The organism is Ensifer adhaerens (assembly GCF_002007205.1).
GTDB classification, from domain to species: Bacteria; Pseudomonadota; Alphaproteobacteria; order Rhizobiales; family Rhizobiaceae; genus Ensifer; species Ensifer adhaerens_D.
Genome location: NZ_LAZS01000005.1, coordinates 573514 through 596734, shown reverse-complemented (window position 1 = coordinate 596734; position 23221 = coordinate 573514). Strand labels below are relative to the sequence as shown.

The 23221-nt window shown below is 64.1% G+C and carries 17 protein-coding genes, 1 pseudogene and 1 riboswitch; of the genes and pseudogenes, 5 read left to right on the top strand and 13 right to left on the bottom strand.

Features of this window, described 5'->3' with window-relative positions; translation table 11 throughout:
* Positions 1 to 28: 28 nt before the first annotated feature.
* Positions 29 to 1745, bottom strand: a pseudogene (locus tag XB14_RS06705) (adenylate/guanylate cyclase domain-containing protein).
* A gap of 279 nt (positions 1746 to 2024) precedes the next feature.
* Positions 2025 to 2786 carry an MBL fold metallo-hydrolase gene (locus XB14_RS06695; protein ID WP_077961908.1) on the bottom strand — a complete coding sequence of 254 codons (762 nt, stop codon included), beginning with the start codon at positions 2784 to 2786 and terminating at the stop codon, positions 2025 to 2027.
* Positions 2787 to 3173: 387 nt separating this feature from the next.
* Between XB14_RS06695 and XB14_RS06690 the strand changes: the two genes are divergently transcribed.
* A complete protein-coding gene (locus XB14_RS06690; RefSeq protein WP_143348266.1) occupies positions 3174 to 3692 on the top strand; it encodes a hypothetical protein in 519 nt (172 codons plus the stop codon).
* Positions 3693 to 3908: 216 nt separating this feature from the next.
* On the opposite strand, the gene XB14_RS06685 is transcribed toward XB14_RS06690, so the two are convergent.
* From XB14_RS06685 to XB14_RS06650, 8 genes are all read right to left on the bottom strand, one after another.
* Positions 3909 to 5447 carry a caspase family protein gene (locus XB14_RS06685; protein ID WP_077960863.1) on the bottom strand — a complete coding sequence of 513 codons (1539 nt, stop codon included), beginning with the start codon at positions 5445 to 5447 and terminating at the stop codon, positions 3909 to 3911.
* 376 nt (positions 5448 to 5823) lie between these two features.
* Positions 5824 to 6102, bottom strand: coding sequence for a hypothetical protein (locus XB14_RS06680; protein ID WP_077960862.1), 279 nt, complete (start codon positions 6100 to 6102; stop codon positions 5824 to 5826).
* 168 nt (positions 6103 to 6270) lie between these two features.
* Positions 6271 to 9054, bottom strand: a complete 2784-nt coding sequence (locus tag XB14_RS06675) for a mechanosensitive ion channel family protein (RefSeq protein ID WP_077960861.1) — start codon at positions 9052 to 9054, stop codon at positions 6271 to 6273.
* 127 nt (positions 9055 to 9181) lie between these two features.
* Complete coding sequence (locus XB14_RS06670; protein WP_077960860.1) at positions 9182 to 9742, bottom strand: DUF924 family protein; 561 nt, start codon at positions 9740 to 9742, stop codon at positions 9182 to 9184.
* Between the two features lie 106 nt (positions 9743 to 9848).
* Entirely contained in the window at positions 9849 to 10832 is a 984-nt protein-coding gene (locus tag XB14_RS06665; protein WP_143348350.1) for a FecCD family ABC transporter permease, read from the bottom strand.
* A gap of 87 nt (positions 10833 to 10919) precedes the next feature.
* A complete protein-coding gene (locus XB14_RS06660; protein WP_077960858.1) occupies positions 10920 to 11873 on the bottom strand; it encodes an ABC transporter substrate-binding protein in 954 nt (317 codons plus the stop codon).
* The gene (locus tag XB14_RS06655; protein WP_077960857.1) at positions 11870 to 12673 is read right to left on the bottom strand and encodes an ABC transporter ATP-binding protein; all 804 of its coding nucleotides are present in this window, start codon (positions 12671 to 12673) and stop codon (positions 11870 to 11872) included. The genes XB14_RS06660 and XB14_RS06655 overlap by 4 nt, the downstream gene beginning before the upstream one ends.
* A 22-nt stretch (positions 12674 to 12695) precedes the next feature.
* On the bottom strand, positions 12696 to 13109 hold the full coding sequence (locus XB14_RS06650) for a DUF1636 family protein (protein WP_077960856.1): 414 nt from the start codon (positions 13107 to 13109) through the stop codon (positions 12696 to 12698).
* A 104-nt stretch (positions 13110 to 13213) separates the two neighbouring features.
* A riboswitch (cobalamin riboswitch) is annotated at positions 13214 to 13430 on the bottom strand.
* A gap of 216 nt (positions 13431 to 13646) precedes the next feature.
* On the opposite strand from XB14_RS06650, the gene XB14_RS06645 reads away from it, so the two are divergent.
* On the top strand, positions 13647 to 13940 hold the full coding sequence (locus tag XB14_RS06645; RefSeq protein WP_077960855.1) for a DUF1330 domain-containing protein: 294 nt from the start codon (positions 13647 to 13649) through the stop codon (positions 13938 to 13940).
* A gap of 92 nt (positions 13941 to 14032) precedes the next feature.
* Here the strand turns inward: XB14_RS06645 and XB14_RS06640 are convergent, their stop codons facing one another.
* Entirely contained in the window at positions 14033 to 14509 is a 477-nt protein-coding gene (locus tag XB14_RS06640) for a RidA family protein (protein ID WP_077960854.1), read from the bottom strand.
* Between the two features lie 496 nt (positions 14510 to 15005).
* Between XB14_RS06640 and aspT the strand changes: the two genes are divergently transcribed.
* From aspT to XB14_RS06625, 3 genes are all read left to right on the top strand, one after another.
* Positions 15006 to 16694, top strand: a complete 1689-nt coding sequence (gene aspT / locus XB14_RS06635; protein ID WP_234803992.1) for an aspartate-alanine antiporter — start codon at positions 15006 to 15008, stop codon at positions 16692 to 16694.
* Between the two features lie 61 nt (positions 16695 to 16755).
* Complete coding sequence (locus XB14_RS06630) at positions 16756 to 18408, top strand: bifunctional aspartate transaminase/aspartate 4-decarboxylase (RefSeq protein ID WP_077960853.1); 1653 nt, start codon at positions 16756 to 16758, stop codon at positions 18406 to 18408.
* Between the two features lie 179 nt (positions 18409 to 18587).
* Positions 18588 to 20267, top strand: coding sequence for an aspartate:alanine exchanger family transporter (locus XB14_RS06625; protein WP_077960852.1), 1680 nt, complete (start codon positions 18588 to 18590; stop codon positions 20265 to 20267).
* Between the two features lie 178 nt (positions 20268 to 20445).
* Here XB14_RS06625 and XB14_RS06620 read toward each other — a convergent pair whose 3' ends face one another.
* Together XB14_RS06620 and XB14_RS06615 are read right to left on the bottom strand one after the other, a co-directional pair.
* Positions 20446 to 20925 carry an SRPBCC family protein gene (locus XB14_RS06620; RefSeq protein ID WP_077960851.1) on the bottom strand — a complete coding sequence of 160 codons (480 nt, stop codon included), beginning with the start codon at positions 20923 to 20925 and terminating at the stop codon, positions 20446 to 20448.
* A 129-nt stretch (positions 20926 to 21054) separates the two neighbouring features.
* On the bottom strand, positions 21055 to 22830 hold the full coding sequence (locus XB14_RS06615) for an SLC13 family permease (protein WP_077960850.1): 1776 nt from the start codon (positions 22828 to 22830) through the stop codon (positions 21055 to 21057).
* Between the last annotated feature and the right edge of the window lie 391 nt (positions 22831 to 23221).

Here is a 23221-nt window from a genome sequence, read left to right as displayed (position 1 = left end):
AATGGATCCTGCAAGCCCTTGAGCACATTCAGCGTTCCGGCAATCCTGCTTGCCTCAGCCCCGCGGCCATTTGTTGCTGCCAGTGCGGTATCTTTTGGAACCACGGCAATGCGAGATAGCGCTCGATCGTAAAGGCCGGCTCGGCCGCACGCAGCTTCTCAGCCGCCCATCGGGCGGTCTGCATGTCTCCGCTCAACGCCGACCAAGCGGCAAGGTGGCGATAGGACCAGGTCACGTCAGGATAGTTGTTGACGACTTCGTGGGCGATCGCGATGGCTTGCAAAAGCGAGCCTTGCATGGCCATGGAGAAGGCCATCCCCAATCTCATGTTAAATCCCAGCGGATCTCTTGGGCTGAGCGTCATTGCGCGCTGGAAGCGTTCCGTTGCGCGCGCGGCATCGTCCGTGAAGATCGCGACCCAGCCGAGGCGCGCCCATGCCCAGGCATTGTTTGGGTCAAGCGCGAGCGCCTTTTCGATAAAGATGGCCGCGCGCTCCTGGTCGCCGCAGATGCTGATGGCCGCGCCGGCAGCAGTCAGCGCGGTCGGGTCATCGCTGATCGAGCCCGCCGCTTCGATCGCTGCACGCGCCTGAGGCATGGCACCACGCCAGAAGCGCATGCGCGCGGCCATAGCCCGGATCGATGGCGATCGCTTGCCGGAGCAGTTCGATCGCCTGGTTGTTGGTGTCCTTGCGGCGCCCCCAAAGGTTCGGGAAGGCGCGCATGACGAGATCATAGGCCCTGAGACTGGTCGGCGGCTTGCGCCCGGCGAGCTCAATCTCGGCATCGCGGATGGCCGGACGAATGGCGCCTGCCACCTGCGCCGCGATCCGATCCTGGAACTCGAACATGTCTTCGATCGCGCCCTCGTAGCGATCGGACCAGGACTGTGTCCTTGTCTCGGCGTCGACCAGTTGCACGGAGATTCGCAACCGGTCGCCGCCACGGCGAACCGTGCCTTCGACCACATAATTGACGCCGAGCTCCCGGCCGACCTCACGCACGTCGACGAAGCGTCCCTTGTAGGTGAAGGCGGTCTGTCGAGCGATGACAAAGAAATCGCGAACGCGCGAGAGCGCGGCTGTGATCTCCTCCACGACACCATCGACAAAGTATTCGTCGCCCTGACCGCTCAGGTTGTCGAAGGGCATGACGACGATCGACGGCTGGTCCTTGCCGCGGCGGGCCGAAAACGTCGGCAAGGGCACCATGCCACTCTCGGCCGGCGCCTCCTCCTGCCAATCGACGCGAAAGACAAGAATTGGCCGAGGGATGTTCTTCAAACTCCGCTCGCCAAGGCTGGTCAAGGCGAACGGCACCTTGCCGTCGAGATGTTCGCGCACCGACCCCGAAATGCAGATGCCTGATGGAGTGGCGATTTCCTGCACGCGTGCCGCGATGTTGACGCCATCGCCGAGCAGATCGGCCCCGGACACGACGACATCACCCAGGTTGACGCCGATGCGGAATTCCAGGCGGCGGTCCGGCGGGAAGTCTTCGCTGAGAGCGAAAAGGCGGCGCTGGATTTCTACCGCGCACCGGACGGCCCGGACCGCGCTTGGAAACTCGGCGACAAAGCCGTCGCCTGCGCTACCGAATATGCGGCCGCCATGTTCGTCCACCAATTCGGAGATCAACTTGCGGCACACGTCGAGTGCGCCAAGCGTACCCTCCTCGTCCAGCGCCGCCAGGCGACTGTAGCCGGCAACATCGGCCGAAAGGATGGCTGCGAGCTTTCGATCCACTGACGTGACCGCTCCTGCGGCGGACGATTGCGTTGAGCCTAATATGCGCGAATTTTCCTGTTTTCACAGATGTGTGTCGCAACCGGCATGGGACGAAAGATGGCTCCTGGGCAAAGACGCCCCGTCGCCGCAGCCACGCTGCGCGACAGGATTCGCCTCATTGGTCGGCTCCTCCTACAGCGTCGCGCGTCCTGTCGGACGCGCGCAAAGGACGCTGTAGCACCTTTGTTTGTTGCATGTTTTTGTCCTTTAATCGGCTACGATTAAAGGAAACATGCATTAGACCACCGGCGGGATCAGCGTCAGCACCTCGCCATCGTCGGGGATCACCAACTTCGTCAAGGGGATGCCATGCGCATCGGCGGCGGCGCGCAGGTCGCCTCGGCTGACCGTCGCATGGTCGAGCGCCTCCATGTGGGTGGCAATGACGACGCTGTTTTTGGAGGCCTCGCAGACTGCGATCGTCTGCGCCGCATCCATGACGATCAGGGCGCCGTCCCAGCGCGCGCCGCAGGAATGGGTGACGATGATGTCCGGCTTCGTCTCGTGGATGGTCTTTTCGATGGCCGGATAGAGCACCGTGTCGCCAGCCCAGTAGACCGTCGGCTCGCCCTTGGCCTCAAGGCTGAAGCCCATGACCGGCCCCATGTCCTGGACGACGGGGCCAAGGCCGTGGCTGCCGTCACGCCGCGTGAGCTTCAGGCTCTGCCAATGCGCCTGGCCAAGGAGTGGCGTGACGTCGCGAAACCCGGCGTTGCGGATCGCCTCCTCGTCACCGGGCTGGCAGAAGATCGGCAACCCTTTCGGCACCCGGTGCTTGGCGGTGTCGTCGAAGTGGTCCTCATGCAGATGTGAGATGATGACGAGCTCGACGCCGGCGAGAATCGTATCGGTGTCGGTCGGAAGCTCGACCAGCGGATTGGGGGCGCGCCCGGCAAAGGACGGCAGGCTGTCCTTCGGCCCGAGGAAGGGATCGATGAGCACGGTATGGCCGCCATAGTCGAGCTTGAGCGTGGCGTTACGGATAAGCTGGAGTTTCATCGGGGCGTTCTCCTTGCCGGGACCGGCATTGACCATCGGCGGCGATCCTTGCGCATGCGGCGATGAAATCAAGCCCTGAAATGCGGCCTGAGATCGTGAACACCGAAAACGGCACACGGGCATGCGCCAATCCGCGAGGATCGATCTTACCACCGTCGCGCGCCCCCGACATGCAACGTCTTCTGTCAATGCCGTTCGCATCGATCACCGCAGGATGGGGCCCTCACGGAAGGACCCGGGAGTTATTTAAGTGATTGATTAACACCAACAACGATTGCCTGTGAAAGCAGATCGGCAACGTCTTGCGCGGTGGCTTCCGACCATCAATGTCGCCGGCACCCGAGAAAATACTTCGGGATGATCGTCCAAGTCTTCAGGGAACAGGAAATGAAATCAGCCAAGAAACGCAGACATGCCGCCAAAGTTAGTCTTCTGCTTGGCGTGGCCTTCATGACCCTGACAGGTTGCGCCTCGGAGAATGGCAAGTTCTACTGGGAATACGGGGTCGGCAAGGAACTTGAAAAAGATTGGAACGGCTCGCCCATCCAGGCTTTCGAAAGTCGCTTTGGCGCCCCGGTAGAAGCGACAACTGCCAAGAACGTCACGACGATGAAATGGCGAACCTCGAAGGTCCATTGGATGCCCAGACGCTTCGAGACGATGGGCGCAGGCCCCAACATGACCATGACTGTCCATAAGCCGCCAGGATATGAAGTTGCCAACTGTGTCCTCGCCGTTTCAAGCGAAGGCGGCCTCATAACCGACTTCACGGTACGCGATGATGCGCGTGTCGAGGGAGAGTCATTTTGCCTGACATCCTTTAGCCGGAAGCCAGTCTCAGCGAAAACTCTCCCATCAACGGCTCGTCCGACCCGCCCGCTCAACGCGACTGCGAAGTCGTTGTAGCGGAGACGGAGCGCTTGATGGCCTACAGCGCCGCGCGTCTTATCAGACGCGCAAAGGTCGCTGTAGAACTTTGCATTCCTGCATGTTTTTGTCCTTTAATCGGCTACGATCAAAGGAAACATGCAGTAGCGCGGACCATCAAGCGGTTTTGTGGATTCTGTTCGGCGAACCGCAGGCTCGACACCGCGTCCGCCAGGCACGATCCATTCTCCGCCCTCACCGCCAACCGCAATCCCAGGGCTGGCCCCTTGCCGTTCGGTGGCAGGCAAAGGCGCGGCCGCAGGAATGGGTAGCGGCGATCGTCGTGCGGCCCCGGCCCGAGCCGCGGGCAAACATCTGCCGGAATGCGACGTCGGCATTGGCGGGGCAATTGGCAAAGCTCTTCTTCTGCAGTTCCGGCGGCGGGTTGATCGTCCGCGTGCTCGTGCTTTTCTGCGGCGTCCTGGCCGTCCCTTGCGTTTCGCTCGGCTGCGGCAGCTTCGCTTCGCGCCTTGTCGGGACACAGTGGCCGTCCTTTGCCTCCTGATTGCGCGCGCAGACAAGCTGGCAGACCCGCTGCTTCTCTGTCTTCAGGCGCTCCAGCACCGCGTTCGACGGCTCAAGTGTCGCAAGCTGGAGTTTCCCATGCCTTGCAAAGGCTTCCAATGCCTTGCGGCTGCCCGTACCCCAAAGCCCATCCTCGCCGCCGGCGCGGCAGCCGAGCCGGTTCAGCTCCACCTGCACGGAACGGGCAAGCGCGCGGTCCGTGGTCTCGTTTGGCTGTGCGCTGACAGTGGGATCCGTAAGCGCCACCACGGCGCCAGGGCTGGCTGCGGGTGTACGCTCGATGATCTGGATCTTCGCTCTGGCGAGAGAGGCGAAGACGCCCTCAGGGTATTGCTGCAGATAGGCGTCGAAGAGGTCGCGGTCGGTGGCATTCTTGATCGTATCCCAGTAGGCAAGTTCCGCCGCCTGCTCCGCGCCCTTTTCTCTCGCGGGTGCCGCCTCGCCTCCAGAGGCCGGCTTCAACACCACCTCACCGGTCAGCGAGGAATTGTCCCAGGGCACCTGCTTGCCCGCGGTTGCCGCCAGAACGTCGCGGCGCACGTCGATCAACTCGCGGGTGATGTCGCGTCCGGGCTGGCCGAGATGTTTGAGCAGCGCCGATGTGAAGGGCGAGTTGCGGCCGGCCCCGTCAAGCGCGACATTGCCGGGCTGGGTGGCAAAGGCGATCAGCGTGCCGATGCCGGTGCCGACCTTGGCAAGGCCGCGGCCGACGGAGGCCGAGCGCGTCCCCATGGAGCGGGCGAGATTGACGGCAAGCGGGTTGTCGCGGCAGGCGTCGAGCAGCACCACGTTGACCCGCGTGCTGCGCTCCATCGCGGTCAGGATCAGGTTCATCGGCACCGCCTCGAATTCGAGGTCGACCTGCGCGGCAAGCCTGGCATCGACCGGGGCCAGATAATTTTCGCCATCCACCTGAAGGCCATGACCGGCATAATAGAACAGCGCGAGATCCGCGCCGTCGAGCCGACCGACGAAGTCGCGCACTGCCCGGCGCACGCCATCAAGGTCGAGGTCGCGGCCGCTCACCACTTCGAAGCCGAGCCCTTCGAGCTTGGCGGCCATGTCGGTGGCATCGTTGCCGGGGTTGGGCAAAGGGGCGACGTTCTGGTAGGCCGCGTTGCCGATCACCAGCGCCACGCGCTTTTCGGCCAGCGCCTGCGAGGCTGAAAGCAGCAGCAACAGGGACAAGGCGATGCGAAGGAATGGCATGGCTCCCCTCCGGCACTCCACTGGCGATCGCGGCGGTCGCGCGTCGACCCAAGGCCGAGCGTGCTGCCTGCAACTGATCGTGTCGATGCGGGGACATGCGCTTCAAGCCGCCGAACCCGCTTCATTGTCATAACGAACGAAGCGGGCCGATCATTCAATCATCCAATGGGATTAGGCGCTGTTCGGGACATATGCACTACGCGGCAAAGGAGGCGTTCGAAGGCTCGTCGCGTCCCCTCAGCCTCACCCGGTTCCCCGGGTGAACACGGGCTACGCGCCGCTTCGAAGATCGAATGCGCGAGGCTGTCGGCAAATTTTCGAGATTGCCGGCAACAGCATGGCGGTCCAGCCGCACCGTTGCCGGAAGATGGAGGGGTTACTTGACGACGACGTTGCCGTTGACGATCTCGACGTTTTCATCGCCCTGCAGGCCGATGCGGTCGCCGCTCGGCGCGGTCACGAAACAGCCGCTGGGGCAGATCATTTCGGTCGCGCCGGATGCGATCGCCACTTCCACGCGGCTTTCGCCCTCGACGACGATCAGGACGGCGGTTTCGCTGTCCTTATTGGTCACGGTTGCGGCGGACGCTGCCTCAGCCGCCAAGACGCCGGTCACCATGACGCCGGAAAGCAAAGCAATTACAAACTTCTTCATTGCCCATCGGCGCCTGAAGGCGCCGCCCTCTCGTCGAGCCGGCCGCCCCGTCGGTTCGCGACGCTGCGCCGGCCACCTCTTCAGCCGATGACCAGCGTAGTCGGTCACCAGAAGAATTGCATGCTTTTTATGGCACGCCGGCTGAATGGGCGCTGAATGGTCCGTTTATCAGCGGTTTGGGTTTGCCCGGCGGCTGGCGGCCCGGCGATTGCCCGCTTCTTCCGTGTCGCGCTCCTCATCGAGCGGTGCCGCGACCGCCGTCTTCCTGTCCGAAGCGGCAGACTTTCCGGCCGCCCTCGCCTCGGCGGAGGTGGCGCCTTTCGGCTCGCCCACCTTCTCCGGCTGGTGGCTTTCGATGCCGGTCTGGTCCTCGACCGGCACGTCCTCGATCTTGACCGGGAACGGCGCGCCGATGCCCTCGTCACGGAAGCGCTCGTAGATCGAGATGCGCAGGTCGTTGCGCACGCCGCCGCCGGTCAATACGTCGGCGACGTAGATCCGGAGTTCGAAGGTCAAGCGCTCGTCGCCAAAGGCGGTGAAGCCGACGCTCGGCGACGGGTTCTTCAAGACCATCGGATGGGCGGCGGCGATCTCGGAAAGCAGTTCCATGATCCGGCGCGGGTCGCTGGCATAGGTCACGGTCACGGCGATTTCCGAGCGGCCGAGCTTGTTGCGGTGTGTCCAGTTGCCGACCGATGCGTTGATGAGCAGCGAGTTCGGCATCATGATCGACTGATGCTGGAAGGTCTCGATCTCGGTCGCGCGCACCGAGATGCGCTTGACGAAGCCTTCGGTCGTGCCGCTGACGATCCAGTCGCCCACCTTGAACGGCCTCTCGACGAGCAGAATGAGCCCCGATACGAAGTTCGAGACGATGTTCTGCAGGCCGAAACCGACACCGAGCGAGAGGGCACCGGCAACGAGCGCGAGGTTTGAGAGGTCGATGCCCGCCGCCGACAGGCCGATCAGCCCCGCAAGCCCGACGCCGGTATAGCCGATGCCGGTGCGGATCGAGTTGCGCACGCCGGCGTCGACCCGGCTGCGCGCCATGATGTTGCCGTCGATCCAGCGCTGCACGAAACGGGTGACGGCGTAGCCGAGCGCGAAGAACAGGATGCCTGCGAGAATGCCGACCAGCGAAATGGTGATCGAGCCGATCTTGATCTCGGTCACCATCCGGTAAGCCCAGGACTCGATATCGGCGACCTGGAAGCCCCACTGCAACAGGATCAGCGGGATGAAGAACATGACGACGAGTGCGTAGATGCTCAAGCCGGCGGCAAGACCGATCTGGTCGAGCGCTACCTGTTCCAGATTGTAGCGCCGCTCGAGGTAGCGCCCGGCCGCGGTCTCGGCAAAGGCGCCCTGCTTGGCAACCGCCCGGCCGGTGAGGATGCCGATATACATCGTTACCAGGATCGCGCCGGTAATGATGATCTGCGTGGCGATGAAGCGGGCGAGACCAACATAGCCGGATACGGCTGCAATGATCAGCAAAGCGCCGGTCGCAAGCAGCGCGAAGGACACCACGCGCGGCCAGGCGTGGCCATGGGCGTCGAAGGAGTCGTCCTTCCTGAGCGTCGGCTTGATCCAGGCCGACGCCATAATGATGAGGCCGATGACGATGGAGGCGATGTAGCTCTTGACGACGGTCAGGACGACCGGCGAACCGAGCGCCTCGCTGACGCCGCCGAAGAGGTAGTCGAGACCGTTGACCAGCGCCATGGCGAAGATGGCGATCATCAGCATCCGGGCGCCGCGATCGGAGACCCGGACCAGCCGCCAGCGCGCGTCGCGCGGCGAAAGCACCGCCTGGGCAAGCCTGGTGACGAAGAATACGACCACGGCCACACCGAGCGTGATGGCAATGATCGGTGCGATATCGGAGCGCAGCACCTTGAAGCCGCGCAGGAACAGGAAGCTGGAGATCGCGAAAGCGGCCGAGGCGATCGTCGGGATCAGCGTCGACCAGAAGGCGACCGAGAGCCTGCGGAAATAGCTCGGCTCCTCGTCGGTAATGTCATGCTCGATCAGCGGGCGAAAGAGCCTGCGGCTACCGGAAAGGAAGACGAGCGCCGCCAGCAGCGACAGGAACAGCGCCGTCAGGAGCGGCACGCGCTTGTAGTTCCAGGCAAAGCTCAGCCAGCTCCCGACACTGCGCGAGAGCACGCGGGTTTCGTCCGCCGTGGCCGTCAGCGCGTCGTCGAACATTCCGGTCGAGACTTCGGTGTTCTTCAGCAGCGTATTGGAAAACAGGGCGCGACGGGTCGCGGTAATGGTGTTGGAAAGCTTCGTCGCCTGGATCGAGAGCCCCTCGGCCTCGCCGGTCAGCGCGTTGATGGCGCCGCGCTCGGCCATGAGCCGCTTGCGCTCGGCCGTCACGATGTCGGCTTCCGCCGGCTGCCCCTCGCCCGGCGGATCGCCAAGTTCGGTCAGCCGCGCCTTGATCTCGTCGAGGCGCGGACGGGTCGAGACCGAGACGCCGATGATCTGCTTGGCGAGCGCGTCCACCTGCACCTTCAGTTCGGCAAGCGCGGTGTCGTCGTCCTTTGTCTTGGTGACCTGGTCCGTCAGCTTCTTGAGGTCCTCGCCCGCCTTGGCGAGTTGCTCCGACGCCTGGTTTTCGGCCGGGGGTGTCGCGTCCGCCTGCGCGGCATCCTGCGCCGGGGCTGGCGCGTTCTGTGCCGGCTGCGTCGCCGTCGCCGCCGGTGCCGCGGCATCCGGAGTCGCCTCGGTTGCGGCCGGCTGAGCGTTCTCCTCGGAAGCCGGCTTTCCGGCTGGCTGTGAGGGGGTCTGGGCCGATTGGGCCGGTTGCGCAGATTTCTGGCCCGCGCCCTGCGTTGTTGCCTGTGCCGGCTGTGCCGCCTTCTGGGCCATGACCGGGCCGCCCACGGCAAGCGCCAGCAGGCAGACGAGAATGGCAGGCAGTTTTCCGACAGAACGCAATTTCATGATCCTTGCAGATTGAGACCGTGGTCCGGAATCGCTCCGGCCGTCTTCCCGTTTCGATGTGAATACGAAAGACGGCGGAAAGATGCAAAGAACGGCAATAAATCGCCGCCGGCGCCCGCTTTTTCCGTTAAAAGCCGGCGCCGGGCTCAGCCAGATAGGCAAGCTCGGCCTCGCTCGACGTCCGGGCCAGGAAAGCGTTGCGATGCGGGAAGCGGCCGTAGGTCTCGATCACCTCGCGGTGCCGGATGGCATAGTCGAGATAATCGGCATCGCCGAGTTCGGTAAAGAGCTTCACCGACATGGTCTGGTCGGTCAGGTTCTCCGAATGCTCGAAGGGCAGATAGACGAAGGCGCGCCATTCCGGCTTGATAGCCATGTCGGCCCCGGTGCCGACGGCAAGCTTCGCCTCGTTGAGCGCCAGGCAGTCGGTGGCAAAGGCGAGCGGCGTGCCGCGAAACATGTTGCGCGGTATCTGGTCGAGCAGCACGATCGCGGCCAGCCGGTTTTCCGGCGTTGCCCGCCAGATCTCGCTAACCCCGCGAGCCAGCGCCAGATGCGACGCCTGGAAGCGACGGACACAGGCCTGGTCCAGTTCGTGGCTCGTCCCGAACCAGTCGTCATAGGTGAGTTCGCCAAACCAGAAGTTCAGAACGTCCTCGGGCGTGCAGATGTCAGCTTCGTTAGCCATGTGCTCCTCGTACCACTTCCCTTGCCGGCCCTTCGGCCCTGGCATGCAGCTAGACATAGGCGCGGATTGTGCCGCGTCCATGAAAGCGCGAATGTCCCTGCACGCCTTACGCGCGTCGCTTCAGGATGGCAATGAAGGCGATGCCGCCGACGAGCCCGGTGACGACGCCGATCGGCATGTCCTCCGGCGCCATGATGACGCGGGCCGCCAGATCCGCAAGGATCAGCGTCAGCGCCCCGAAGAAGGCCGAGAGCGGAATGACCCGGACGTTGTCGCTGCCGGCCAGAAGCCGCACGAAATGCGGCACCATCAGCCCGACGAAACCGATCGCGCCGGAAAAGGCGACCATCACCCCGGTCAGAAGTGCGGTGACGACGAAGAGCGTCAGCCGGAAACGGCGCACGGGAATGCCGAGCGTCATCGCCGTTTCGTCGCCCATGGCAAGCGCATTGATCTCGCGCGCCCGGATGGAGAGCCAGCCAAGCGAGGCGAAAAGCACCAGGCCGGGATAGACGAGCTGCGACCATTGCGCCAGGCCAAGGCCGCCGAGCATCCAGAAGATGACCGTATGGGTCGCCCTCGGATCCCCTAAGAAAATCATAAGGTTGCCGATGGATGTTAAGACAAAGGCGACCGCGACGCCGGCCAGCACGAGACGGTCGGCGCTGCTGCCGAGCACGCGGGAGACGAAGGCGACGAGCACGGTTGCGAGCAGCGCGCCGGCAAAGGCGAAGAGCGGCACCGTGGCAAGACCGAGGATCATGCCAGTGTGCAGCAGCGCCACGATCGCGCCTAGCGCGCCGCCGGAGGAAACGCCGAGCAGATGCGGATCGGCAAGCGGATTGCGCGTGACCGCCTGCAGCACGGCACCGGTCAGCCCCAGCCCCGCCCCGACGAGACCCGCCAGAATGACGCGCGGTAGCCGCACGTCCCAGACGATGCTTTCGCGCCCGGCCGACCAGAAAGCCTCGACGCTGCCGGGCGAAATCTTGCTGGCGATGATCGACCAGACAGTCGCAACCGGGATAGGCGCCGAGCCGAGCGACACGCCAGCCGTGACGGTCAAGGCCAGCAGCAAAAGCGCCGCCATGAGACCGGCACCCGCCTTCAGCGCCCGCGCCGGCGCTAGGCGTGAAACGGCGACGGGACCAGGCGACGCATCCTCAGCCAGCATCGCTTACAGGCCCTCGCCCTGAAAGGTCTTGGCGAGCCTGGCAATGGCGTCGACGTTGCGCGGGCCTGGCGTCGCCTCGACATAATCGAGCACAACGAAGCGATCGTTCTTGACGGCATCGACATTCTTGAAGGCCGGATTGTTCTTCATGAAGGCGATCTTGTCCTCCGCCTTCACCTCGCCGTAGTTGACGATGACCACCACTTCCGGGTTGCGCTCGATCACCGGCTCCCAGGAGATTTCCACCCAGCTCTTTTCCACGTCGTCCATGATGTTGGCGCCGCCGGCGGCCTCGATCATCGCCGTCGGAATGCCGAAGCGGCCCGAGGTAAAGGGCTTCTCCTCGCCGGAATCATAGACGAAGACGCGCACCGGCTTTTGCTGGGCGGCGGAAGCCTTGGTGATCTCGGCGAGCTGGCGACGATAGCCGTCGACCAGCGTCTCGGCCCGGTCCTCGACGCCGAAGATGCGGCCGAGATTGAGAAGATCGACGAACATGTCGTCCATCGTCGGCTTCGCTTTGGCCATGATGTGGATGCAGGATTCGGTCAGCTCATAGACGCCGATCTTGAAGGGCGCCAGGGTCTCGGGCGTCACCTCGCCGCCGACCTTCATGCCGTAGTTCCAGCCGGCAAAAAGGAAGTCGGCATCGGCATTCAAGAGCACTTCCTTGGTCGGGTACTTCTCCGAAAGCTCCGGCAGCTCCTTCACGCCCTCGCGCAGCTTTTCGTCCAGCGTCTTCCAGCCTGAAACGCCGGTATAGCCGACCATGCGGTCCTGCAGCCTGAGTGCCAGCATCATCTCCACCAGGTTGACGTCGTTGGCGATCGCCCGCTTCGGCGCGGCGTCGAAGGTCACCTCGCGGTTGCAGCTCTTGACGGTGACCGGATAGGCGAGCGCCGGCGTGGCAGCCGCGAGCAGGAACAGGAAAGTGGATGAGGCAATATTGATCTTCATGAAATCGATCCCTGTCGAGAAAGTGAAAAGGAAAAGCGGGCGCCGCCGGCGGCCGCGTTGTGAACGGTGGCAGTGACGCCGAAGGCAGCCGAAAGCTCCCGGGGGCTCAGCACGTCTTCGGGCGACCCGAAAGCCGTCAGCCGGCCGGCCGTCAGGATCGCGACATCGGTCGCAAACTCAGCGGCAAGATTGATGTCGTGCAGCGTCGAGACGATCGTCAGCTTCAAGGTCTGCAGGAGCTCGAGGATTTCGAGCTGGTGGCGGATGTCGAGGTGATTGGTCGGCTCGTCGAGGATGATGATGCGCGGCTCCTGCGCCAGCGCCCGGGCGATCAGCACCCGCTGCTTCTCGCCGCCCGAAAGGGTCGCGAACTGGCGGCCGGCCAGATGGGCGAGATCGAGATGCGAGAGCGCGTGTTGCACACGGTCGCGGTCGAGCTCCGACCAGCCGCTCAGGCCCTCCCGCCTCGGGATGCGGCCCATCATCACGACGTCGCGCACGCTGAAGGGAAAGTCGCCGGGCATTTCCTGCAGCACCACCGCAATCGTTCTCGCCGCCTCGCGCGCCGAGATCGACCAGAGATCGACGCCGTCGACCGAAATGCGGCCCGCACTCGGCTGCACCGCCCGGTAGAGGCAGCGCAGGAGAGAGGTCTTGCCGGCGCCGTTCGGTCCGAGGATGGCAAGGCGGCTGCCCGCCGTGATCGCAAAGCTGATGTCGTTGACCAGCGTCAGACCGGCACGCGGCCCCCAGTGAAGGCCCTCGACCGTGAGGGCTGCTCCTGTCGCGGTGCAGCTCATATGCTCATTCCTCCCCGCGACGTCATTGGAAATGCCCGCCGAGGTCTTCGGAGACAAGCATCGCCGCGGGAATGCGGGCCAGCGTCTTGCCCTTGAGCCCGCGCGGCCGTTCCGCAGCACGCGTCATCCCATCGCCACGCTCGGCATAGGTTGTGGCAAAGCGCACGAGATCGTCGATATCCTCTTCCGGCGAGACGTCGCCGAAGAGATAGGTCGCCTTTCCCGTCGCCTGGAAAGCGATGGTGCAGGGCCGCGTGCAGGCCGCCATGCAGACGGTGCCGGCAATCGAGAAGTCACGGTCGAGCGGCGCACCGAGCGTGGCGATGCTACGGTTGAGGCGCTTGATCAGCTCGGCACCGGGCGTGCACGGGCCGCCGGTGAAGCGGCAATCGGTGCAGACCGTTATCTTGTGCTGTCGGGAATTCGGCTCAGCCATTCTCTCTCTCCGCCGGACTGACGGCAAGAGATGGCGAAGCGGCAGAATGACGGAAAACCGTCGCTGAATAGCCAGTTCTTTTCCATCGGAACACCCCGTCCGTTGTGGTTGATCGGTTCGATGGCAGGTCTCCTGGCTCGCGGGTCGCGGCGCATCCACGTCTTCCCGGTCTTCGACCAGTGACATGGTGTGAATGCGCTTTCCGCTCACAGTTGCGGGGGCAGCCACGGCCTCGGTCCCGTCAGGGTCGTCCGTTCCGTGTTCCCTTTTCAGCCGCTTCCGCATTGTCGCGGACGCAGCACCATCAACTCCTCCCTCGCATGTTTCGGCGGGCGAGACAACCGCGCGGGCGTCCGTGTCAGGCTCTATCAACATGCGGCGTTTCGTCATGCGAGATTTGTTATAAAATAACATAACAATAATCAACAGAGAAAATGCTCGCAAGAGATCCACATGCTCGCTGCGGGGCTAAGCCTCGCCTGGCGGGGACGAACGTCGTATTCTTGACCGCCGGCTTGCGTGGAAAGGAACTCTGCCATGGCTGCCTATTTGATCGCGGATGTCGATATCACGGATGCAGCGACCTTCGAGGAGTACAAGAGAGAGGTGCCGGCAACGGAAGCCCGCTATGGCGGGCGCTATCTCGGCCGCGGCGGCGCAACCCAGGTACTCGAGGGCGACTGGGAGCCGCACCGGCTCGTCATCCTCGAATTCCCGGACATGCAGGCCTTGCTTTCCTGGTACCAGTCGCCGGAGTATCAGCGCCTGAAGGCGATCCGCGAGCGCTGCGCCAAAACCCGGATCATCGCCCTGGAAGGCATCGCCACCTGAAGCGGAACACAAGGCCGGCGCAACCGCCAGCCCTGCCCGCGAAGCGAGCAGATGCGGGCCTCAGCCTCAAGCCGCAAGGCGCGCTTGTTTTCTCAGAACTCCGGCGGAAAGAGCTCTGCCGTCAGCGTCACCGCAACCGGCGCATTGCCCGGCAGGTTGCGCACGCCGCAGACGGAGCGGATGTGGCCGGCCCTTTCGCCAAAGGCCGCGGCCAGAAGCTCCGAAGCGCCGTCGAGCACCCGCGGGTGTTCCAGGAAATCCTCGGTGCAGGCGACATGCCCCTCCACCCGCACGATCTGGCGAATGCGCTCGAAGCGGCCGAGATGCTCGTGGATCTGCGCCAGCGCATTGACGACGGAAAGCTCGGCCGCCCTGCGCCCGTCTTCGATCGTCACCTCGCGTCCCAGAAGACCCGTGAACGCGAACCGGCCGTCCAGCAGCGGCCCCTGCATCGAGACATGCAGCATCTCGCCCGCCTCGATCACCGCACGGTAGGCACCGAGCGGCCTTGGCGGCGTCGGGAGACGATGCCCGAGTGCCTCCAGCCGCTGAACGACTTCGTCAGCCATTGCTTCCCCTCTCTTTGTCACCCGTCGAACCGGCTGGTCGGCGAAATGCTGCCGCCTTCGGTTCGCGGATATCCTCCGCCTCTCGAAGGTCTGCCACCCCCGGAGCAAACAAGAAAGCGCACGGCTCCTTGCGCGTCCAGCACTTTGCCAAGCATAACGAAGAAAAAGCGCCATGCCGGGGACGCCATGAGATCGCGCGGCAAATTACAACACCAGAGTTGAAATGCCGAGGTGAACCGGCCGGGCGCATCGCCCTTGCACGCCGGGCGCGCCTGTAGCGCTGCGCCGTCGCCGCCCTCGCCCCGGGTAAAAGCGCTCAAATGTAACCTACGTTACGCTCACGTAACCCTATGACTGTTGAGAAAGTATGCGACCGAGGCAACAATCGCCGGGATTAAGATCGAGCGTGGCCAAGTCAGGAAACTCAGCTCAACTTAGCCGCGCAAGTCCCGAAATAAAGTGATGGCAACTCAACTTTCTGAAGGGGATAGCAGCAGTGAATCCCATCGATTTCTTCGTCGACACGCTTCGGACCTACCCGCCCGTCGCCGTCTTTCTCGCGCTTGGCATCGGCTTCCTCATCGGTCCGATCAAGGTTGCGGGGTTCAACCTCGGAAACGTCACCGCCACGCTTCTTGCGGGCGTTCTCATCGGGCAGTTGGGCATCCAGGTTTCCGGTGACCTGAAGTCCACCCTGTTCCTGATCTTCCTCTTCGCCGTGGGCTACGGCGTCGGGCCGCAATTCGTGCGGGGATTGAGCACCGATGGACCGAAACAGATCGCCTTTGCGCTCTCCGTGCTGGTGCTGTGCCTGGTCGTTCCCTATCTCTGCGCGCTGATTGCCGGGCTGCCGCTCGGCTATGGCGCCGGCATGTATGCCGGCTCGCAGACGATCTCGGCGGCGATCGGCGTCGCCACCGACCAGATCAACTCGCTCGGGCTGACGCCCGAACAGGCCAAGACCTTTGCCGACCAGATCCCGATCGCCTATGCGGTGACCTACATCTGGGGCACGATCGGCTCGGCGATCATCCTCGCGCAGCTCGGGCCGAGACTGCTCGGCATCGACCTGCCCGCGGCCTGCAAGGAGTATGAGGCAAAGCTCGGCGGCGGCACCGAAAGCAGCGAACCCGGCATCACCCGCGCCTATCATGACTTCGGTCTGCGAGCCTATCGCATAGACGCGGCAAGCGGCCTCACCGGTCAGCCGGTCAAGAACCTGCTGCCGGGCATCCGCGTCTACGTCGAGCGCGTCCGCCGCGGCAGCGAGCTCATCGAAGCTGACGGCAACACGGTGCTGCAGCCGGGCGATGTCGTCGCCTTTTCCGGCAGGAGGGCCCTGCTTGTCGAAAACCTCGATTCAAAGCTGATCGAGGTCGAGGACAAGGAACTGCTGAACGCCGAAGCCGAAGTCGTCGACGTCTATGTCACCAACAAGGCGCTCGCCGGCAAGACGCTTGCCGAAGTGAGCAACGAGGACTGGGCGCGCGGCGTCTATGCCCGCAAGATCATCCGCTCGCTGGTCGAGATCCCGGTGTTGCCGGGCACGACCGTCGAGCGCGGCGATATCGTCACCATCGGTGGCGCCAAGCACCATGTCGAAGCGGCGATCAAGGCGCTCGGCTTTGCCGATCGGCCCGTCGAGACGACCGATATCGCCTTCCTCGGCTGGGGCCTTTTCATCGGCGCGATGATCGGGGCGCTCACGATAACGATCGGCGGCATCCCGATCGGGCTTTCCACGTCAGGCGGCGCGTTGCTTGCCGGTCTCGTGCTCGGCTGGCTGCGCACCACCTACCCCGCCTTCGGCCGCATCCCGTCGCCGGCACTGTGGCTGCTAAACACGCTCGGCCTCAACATCTTCATCGCCGTGGTCGGCATCGGCGCCGGCCCGGGCTTCGTAGCAGGGCTTCAGGAGGTCGGCATTTCGCTCTTCATCTGGGGCGTGGTGGCAACCTCGATCCCGATGATCGCCGCGGTGCTCCTCGGCCACTATGTCTTCAAGTTCCACCCGGCGATCCTGTTTGGCGCCTGCGCCGGCGTTCGAACGACGACGGCAGCGCTCGGCATGATCCAGGAGGCGGCCAAGAGCAAGGTGCCGGCACTCGGCTACGGCATGCCCTACGCCATCGGCAACACGCTGCTGACCATCTTCGGCCTCGTCATCGTCATCATGCTCGCCTGAGGCGGGCAGGCAGAACCGAGACCATCGTTCCAAGTTCATAAGATCACAGGGAGTGTGGATCATGTTGGACAGAAAATTCTACGACAGCCTTTCCGATCTCAGCCCGTTCGAAATCAAGGACGAACTGATCAAGCTCGCCAGGACGAGCTCGCAGAAATCCGCCAAGGCCTTCCTCAATGCCGGCCGCGGCAACCCCAACTGGACGGCGACACGCGCCCGCGAAGCCTTCTTCCTGCTCGGCCAGTTCGCGCTGACGGAAGCCAAGCGCGCCTATTACGACCCGAAGGCGGGTGTGGCCGGCATGCCGCCGAAGGACGGCGTCCATGCCCGGTTCGAGAAGTGGACGAAGAAGCTGTTGCAGAACACCGCCGACTGGGACGAGGAGGATGAGGGCATCCCGCCGGCAAAGACCCTTTCCGACGCGGTCAACTACGCCATCAAGACCTTCGGCTTCGACGCGGATACCTTCCTGCACGAACTGACCGACTCGATCATCGGTGACAACTATCCGGTTCCCGATCGGGCGCTGCATCACAACGAGATCATCACCCATGAATATCTGATGTGGGCGATGTGCGCCGGCCACCGGCCGAAGGCGAAGTTCGACCTTTACCCGGTCGAAGGCGGCACCGCTGCCATGTGCTACATCTTCAAGGCCTTGAAGAACGCGCGCCTGCTCAACGCCGGCGACACGATCGCGCTCGGCACACCGATCTTCACGCCCTATCTCGAAATGCCGGAACTGGAGGACTACGACCTCAAGACCATCAATGTCAGCGCCGAGCAGGAGGATCGCTTCCAGTTTACCGACGAAGACATCAAGGCGCTCGAAAACCCCAAGGTGAAGGCGCTGTTCCTGGTGAACCCCGGCAACCCGTCCGCCGTTGCCATGGATCCGGATTCGATCAAGCGCCTCGTCGACCTCGTCAACAAGAAGCGCCCCGACCTGATCGTCTTGACGGACGACGTCTACGGCACCTTCGTTCCGGGCTTCCAGTCGATTCTTGGCCATCTGCCGCGCAACACCATCGGCGTCTATTCCTATTCGAAGTATTTCGGCTGCACCGGCTGGCGCCTCGGCGTCATCGCTGTCGCCGAGGACAACATCTTCGACGAGAAGATCAAGGCCCATGGCGAGCCGATCCAGAAGCTGCTCGAAAAGCGCTACAAGGCGATGACGCCGAAGCCGCGCGACGTGAAGTTCATCGACCGCATCGTTGCCGACAGCCGCGACGTGGCGCTGAACCACACCGCCGGCCTGTCACTGCCGCAGCAGGTGATGATGTCGCTCTTCAGCCTCGTCGAGCTGATGGACGTCGAGAAGCTTTACCAGAAGGCCTGCATGGCCATCTGCACCAAGCGCTTCTGGAACCTGGTCGAAGGCATGGGCGTCGAGTCCAACCCCGGCATCTATTTCGACCACTATTACGGCATCATCGATTTCGAGTTCTGGCTGCGCAAATATGTCGGCGAGGACGTCGTGACCTGGGTGAAGGACAACATCCATCCGCTCGACATCCCCTTCCGGCTGGCCGAGGACCACGGCATCGTGCTCTTGAACGGCTCAGGCTTCGACGCGCCAAGCTGGTCGGCGCGCGTCTCCTTCGCCAACCTCAATGACGACGCCTACTCGCAGATCGGCCGCGCCGTGCGCTCGGTGGCGCGCGGCTACGTGCAGACCTACCAGGCCGCCAAGGGCCTGAAGATCAGCTGATCGTCGAGGCGGCCGGCCACCCGTGGTCGGCCGCCTTGTCCCTGCGCCTGGCCAGCGTTTCCCTCGGCTCAACGAACTTCTCCGCATTTCGGCAGGCAGGTGCGCTCTGCCCGCTCTGACCCAGCGCATCATCAGGCTGAAGCGGTTCTCTTCGGCTGGAAAACGGGAGGAAACGCCGCGTGATCGAGACCATCTTCAGCATCCTGCGGGCGCATCCGGAGCTTGCTCTTTTCCTCGCGCTCGGCATCGGATACGCGGTCGGCAAGATCACCATCTTCGGCGTCACCATCGGCGCCGTCACCGGCTGCCTGCTCGCCGGCGTGCTGATCGGGCAAACCGGCGCTGTGCTCTCCAACGACGTCAAGCAGGCGTTCTTCCTGCTCTTCCTCTTTGCCATCGGCTACCGCACCGGCCCGCAATTCTTCCAGAGCCTCAACGCCGACGCACTGCCGCAGATCGCCGTCACCGTCACGCTCTGCGTCGTGGCGCTCGCGGCCGCCATCTCTCTTTCCATGCTCTTTGGCTTCGATCTCGGAACGGCAGCCGGGGTGCTCGCCGGCGGGACGACGGAATCGGCAACCGTCGGCGTCGCCATCGACACCTTCCGCAAGACGGCGCCGACGCCGGAAGCGGCGAGCCAGTTCGAATCCGCCGTGGCGACCGGGTTTGCCGTCGCCTATCTCGTCGGTGTCGTCACCGCCATCCTCGTCCAGTCGCAGCTCGCGCCGCGGATGTTCGGCCGCAGCCTGAAGGACGCCTGCGCCGAGCTCGAAGCCGAGCTCAACATCGCGCCGCAAAACAGCGGCGACAGTGCCCGTCGCGAAATCGAGGCGCGCGCCTTCGTCATCGCCGACGCCCTGGTGGGGCTGACGATCGCGGAAGCCGAAGCGCGCGTTCCCGAAAACCAGAAGGCCTATATCGAGCAGATCCGCCGGGGCGAGGAGATCATCACGCCAACGCCCAAGGAACGGCTGCAGGCCGGTGACATCATCGCCGTTGCCGGGCTGCGCGGCTTCCTCGTCGAGTATTCCAGCCGGATCGGCAGCGAGATCGACGACCGCACGCTTCTCGACATTCCCGTCGAAGTGCTCGACGTGGTGGTGACGAACAAGGATGTCGCCGGAAAACGCCTGTGGCAGTTGAGGCAGCAGCCGGAAGCGCGCTCGGTGTTCCTGCGCGGCATCCTGCGCGCCGGCCAACCGATCCCGATCTTTCCCGGCCTGACGGTGCGCCGCGGCGACGTGATGTCGATCGCCGGCGCGCGCCGCCATGTCGAGGACGCCGCCACCCTGCTCGGCTATGCCGACCGCGAGACGACCGCGACCGACATGGTCTTCGTCGGCGTCTTCATCTTCCTCGGTGGCCTCATCGGCATCCCTGCCCTGAAGCTCGGCGCGCTCGAAATCGGCCTCGGAGTCGCCGTCGGCGTGCTGATCGCCGGGCTTTGCGCCGGCTGGCTGCGCTCGGTCCGGCGCACCTTCGGTTTCGTGCCGGAGGCGACGCTCTGGTTCTTCGACAGCGTCGGGCTCTGCGCCTTCATCGCCTGTGTCGGCATCTCGGCGGGCCCGAGTTTCGTCGCCGGCCTCGTCCAGTCCGGCCCGGCGCTGGTCATCGCCAGCCTGCTGATCTGCCTGATTTCGCACCTCGCAGCACTGGCGCTCGGCCGCTGGGTCTTCCGCATGAACGAAGGCGTGCTCGCCGGCACCTGCTGCGGCGCCGGCACCTCTGCCCCCGCGCTCGCCGCCGTGCAGGAAGCAGCCGGAAGCAAGGTCCCGACCTTGGGCTACGGCCTCGGCTACGCCATCGGCAACGTGCTGCTGGCACTCTGGGGCGCGGTGCTCGTCACCGTTCTGGCGTAACGCAGGAAGGCTCCGCTCGGTGCCGAACTGCGAGAAGTTGCGGTTATGAGGGGGCCAGCCGACTCGGACAACGCCGCCGCGGCGCGCCCTCTCGTTACGACACAAGAACGCGCGGCCCACAGCGGCAGCGCCCGCAAATTGTGTCGAACGCGCCCGTCCGGCTCGCAACCTGCCGGCTCTATGCGCCTTCCAGATAATGCGCCTTCTGCGACGGGTAATAATCCGCGAATGACGGCAAAGCCTTGCCGGCGCGCGCGGCGACCAGCATGTCGAGGTAATATTCCCAGCCCGGCCCCACGTCGCCCGCGAGTTTCGGGTCGCTCAGATGTTGCACCAGGCGCAGCTCGGTCGTGTCGCCCGTCTCGGTGAACGTCAACGCGATGCGCCACTCGCCGTAGTCATCCTTCATCACGACGACCAGGCGGCGCGGCGCCTCGCAATCCTCGATCAATACATCCGTCCACGGCTGGTTTTTCTCATGGAGCAGTTGCAACCGCACGGTCTTGCCGGGGCCCGCTTCGCCTTCCCAGCGGCCGAACCAGAGCGCGGTGTTTTCGGACTTCGTCACGCTCGTCCAGACGTCATCGATCGGTGCACGGAACATGCGCGTCAGGATCAGGTCATTGCCACTGACATGGCCGGTGGGCTTGGGGCTCATACCGTCTTCTCCCTGTGATCACTCACGGACAGGCAAGCCTGCGGCAGGGGGCGCCGCGCGTCTACCTGTACACGGTAACGGCTATTTCCGCGAGAGCACGCGTGCCCACGAGGGCCAGTCGCACCACCCCTAATGCAGCGGCCAGACCAGCATCAGCGTCGGGATGCTGACGATGACGATCACGATCGACAGCGGCAGGCCGAGACGCGGATAGTCGCTGAAGCGATAGCCGCCCGGCCCCATCACCAGCGTGTTGCACTGGTGGCCGATCGGGGTGAGGAAATCGCAGCCCGCCCCGATCGCAACCGCCATCAGGAAGGCTTCCAGCTTGTAGCCGAGCGCGCCGGCAAAGCTTGCGGCGATCGGCGCCATGACGAGCACGGTGGCGGCATTGTTGAGGAACGGCGTGACGGCCATCGCGGCAAGCAGGATAATGGTGAGTGCACCTGCGGGCGGCAGGCCGGCGGCAACGGCGCCGAGCCATTGCGCAATGACATCGGTGCCGCCGGTCGTGCGCAGGGAATCGCTGACCGGGATCAGCGCCGCCAGCATCACCAGGATCGGTCCGTCGACCGAGCGATAGAAATCGCGCAAGGGAATGATGCGGAAGACGACCATCGCAAGGGCTGCCGCGAAGAAGGCGATCGGCACCGGCACGAGGCCGACCGCCGTCGAGCCCATGGCGGCAGCAAGAACGATCAGCGGCAGCGGCGCCTTGCGGGTGGTACCGAGCAGGATCTCGCGCTGAGCAAGCGGCAGGCAGCTGAAATCCTGCAGGAAGGATGTCAGCTCGCGCCGCGCGCCCTGCACCACGATGATGTCGCCGGCCCTCAGCCGAATGCTGCCGAGCCGCTGCTTCAATCGCTCGCCCTGGCGGCTGACGGCAAGCAGGTTGATGTTGTGGGTGTTGAACAGCGCCAGGCGTTGCGCCGACATGCCTTCGATCGGCGAGCCGCTACCAACCACGGCCTCCACCGCCTCGATCTCGGTATCGGCCTTCTCGCGGCTACCCGGCGAGCGGTCTCCGGCAATTTTCAGCTTGGCCTGCGAGACAATACGATCGAGTGCCCCCGGTCCGCCCTCGAGCAGCAGGATGTCATCGGCCTCGAGCGTGATGTCGGGCAAGGGCGCCAGATGCAAGCCGCGGCGGAAAATGGCGATGACGACGGCGCCGCCGTCGCCGAGCTTGACCAGAGCGCTGAGCGACTTGCCGATCGCGGGAGAGCCGGCAGCAACGACGGCCTCCGACGTATAGTCGGTAATCTCGATCGCCGAATGCACCGAGACCTGACTGCTGGAGCGCTGCGGCACCAGCTTGTAGGCAAAGAGCAGGAAGATGCAGCCGACCAGCGCCAGCGTCGCACCGACGGGCGTGAAATCGAACATGGTGAAGCTCTCGCCGGTCAGCTCCTCGCGCACGCGCGACACGACGATGTTCGGCGAGGTGCCGACTTGCGTCATCAGCCCGCCGATCAGCGAGCCGAAGGCCATCGGCATCAGGAAGACCGAGGGCTGGACATTGGAGCGCCTTGCAAACTGGAAGGCGACCGGCAGCATGATCGCCAGCGCGCCGATGTTCTTGATGAAGGCGGAAAGCACGGTCACGGTGATGACCAGCAGCGCAAGCTGCGCGCGGACCGACGAAATGTTGGGTAGGAACCGCTGGATGGCGGCATCCACGATCCCCGAACGCGCCACCCCGGCGCTGACGATCAGTGCACTGCCGACGATAATGACGATGTCGTCGCTGAAACCGTCGAACGCATGGTCGTAGGGAACGATGCCGACAGCCACCGCCAGCATCAGTGCCGAACAGGCGATCACGTCGTAGCGAAACCGCCCCCAGATGAAGAAGGCCATCATGGCGCCGATGACGAGAAACGCGAGAGATTGTTCGGCGGTCATGCGGTGCCTGGTCTGGGACAAGGGAGACCGGCGGAAAAGCGATGCGGCTTTTGGCCAAAACGCGCGATCCGCCGGAACGTTCGCTGGAAGCTATCGCATCTTTCGCCTGACCGGAATTCGGCGATGCGACAAAACTGGGTACGAAGGCGAAATTGGTCGCCGACGCCGCGACGTTGCGCACGCGTTGCCCCACCGCGGGCATTCGCCGCGGCGCCGCTGCGCCGGCCAAATAGCGTGCGACAGCCGCGGCTCCCGGCTATCGCCGTATCGGGCAACTGCCGCACTAAGCGCTCTTGGATTTGCATCAGGAAATTGTACAATAGATCTAGTGTGTTGCAGTGCGCTCCGCGGTCCATCCGAAGATGAAAAATCCGGCTGCAGCACGCACAGC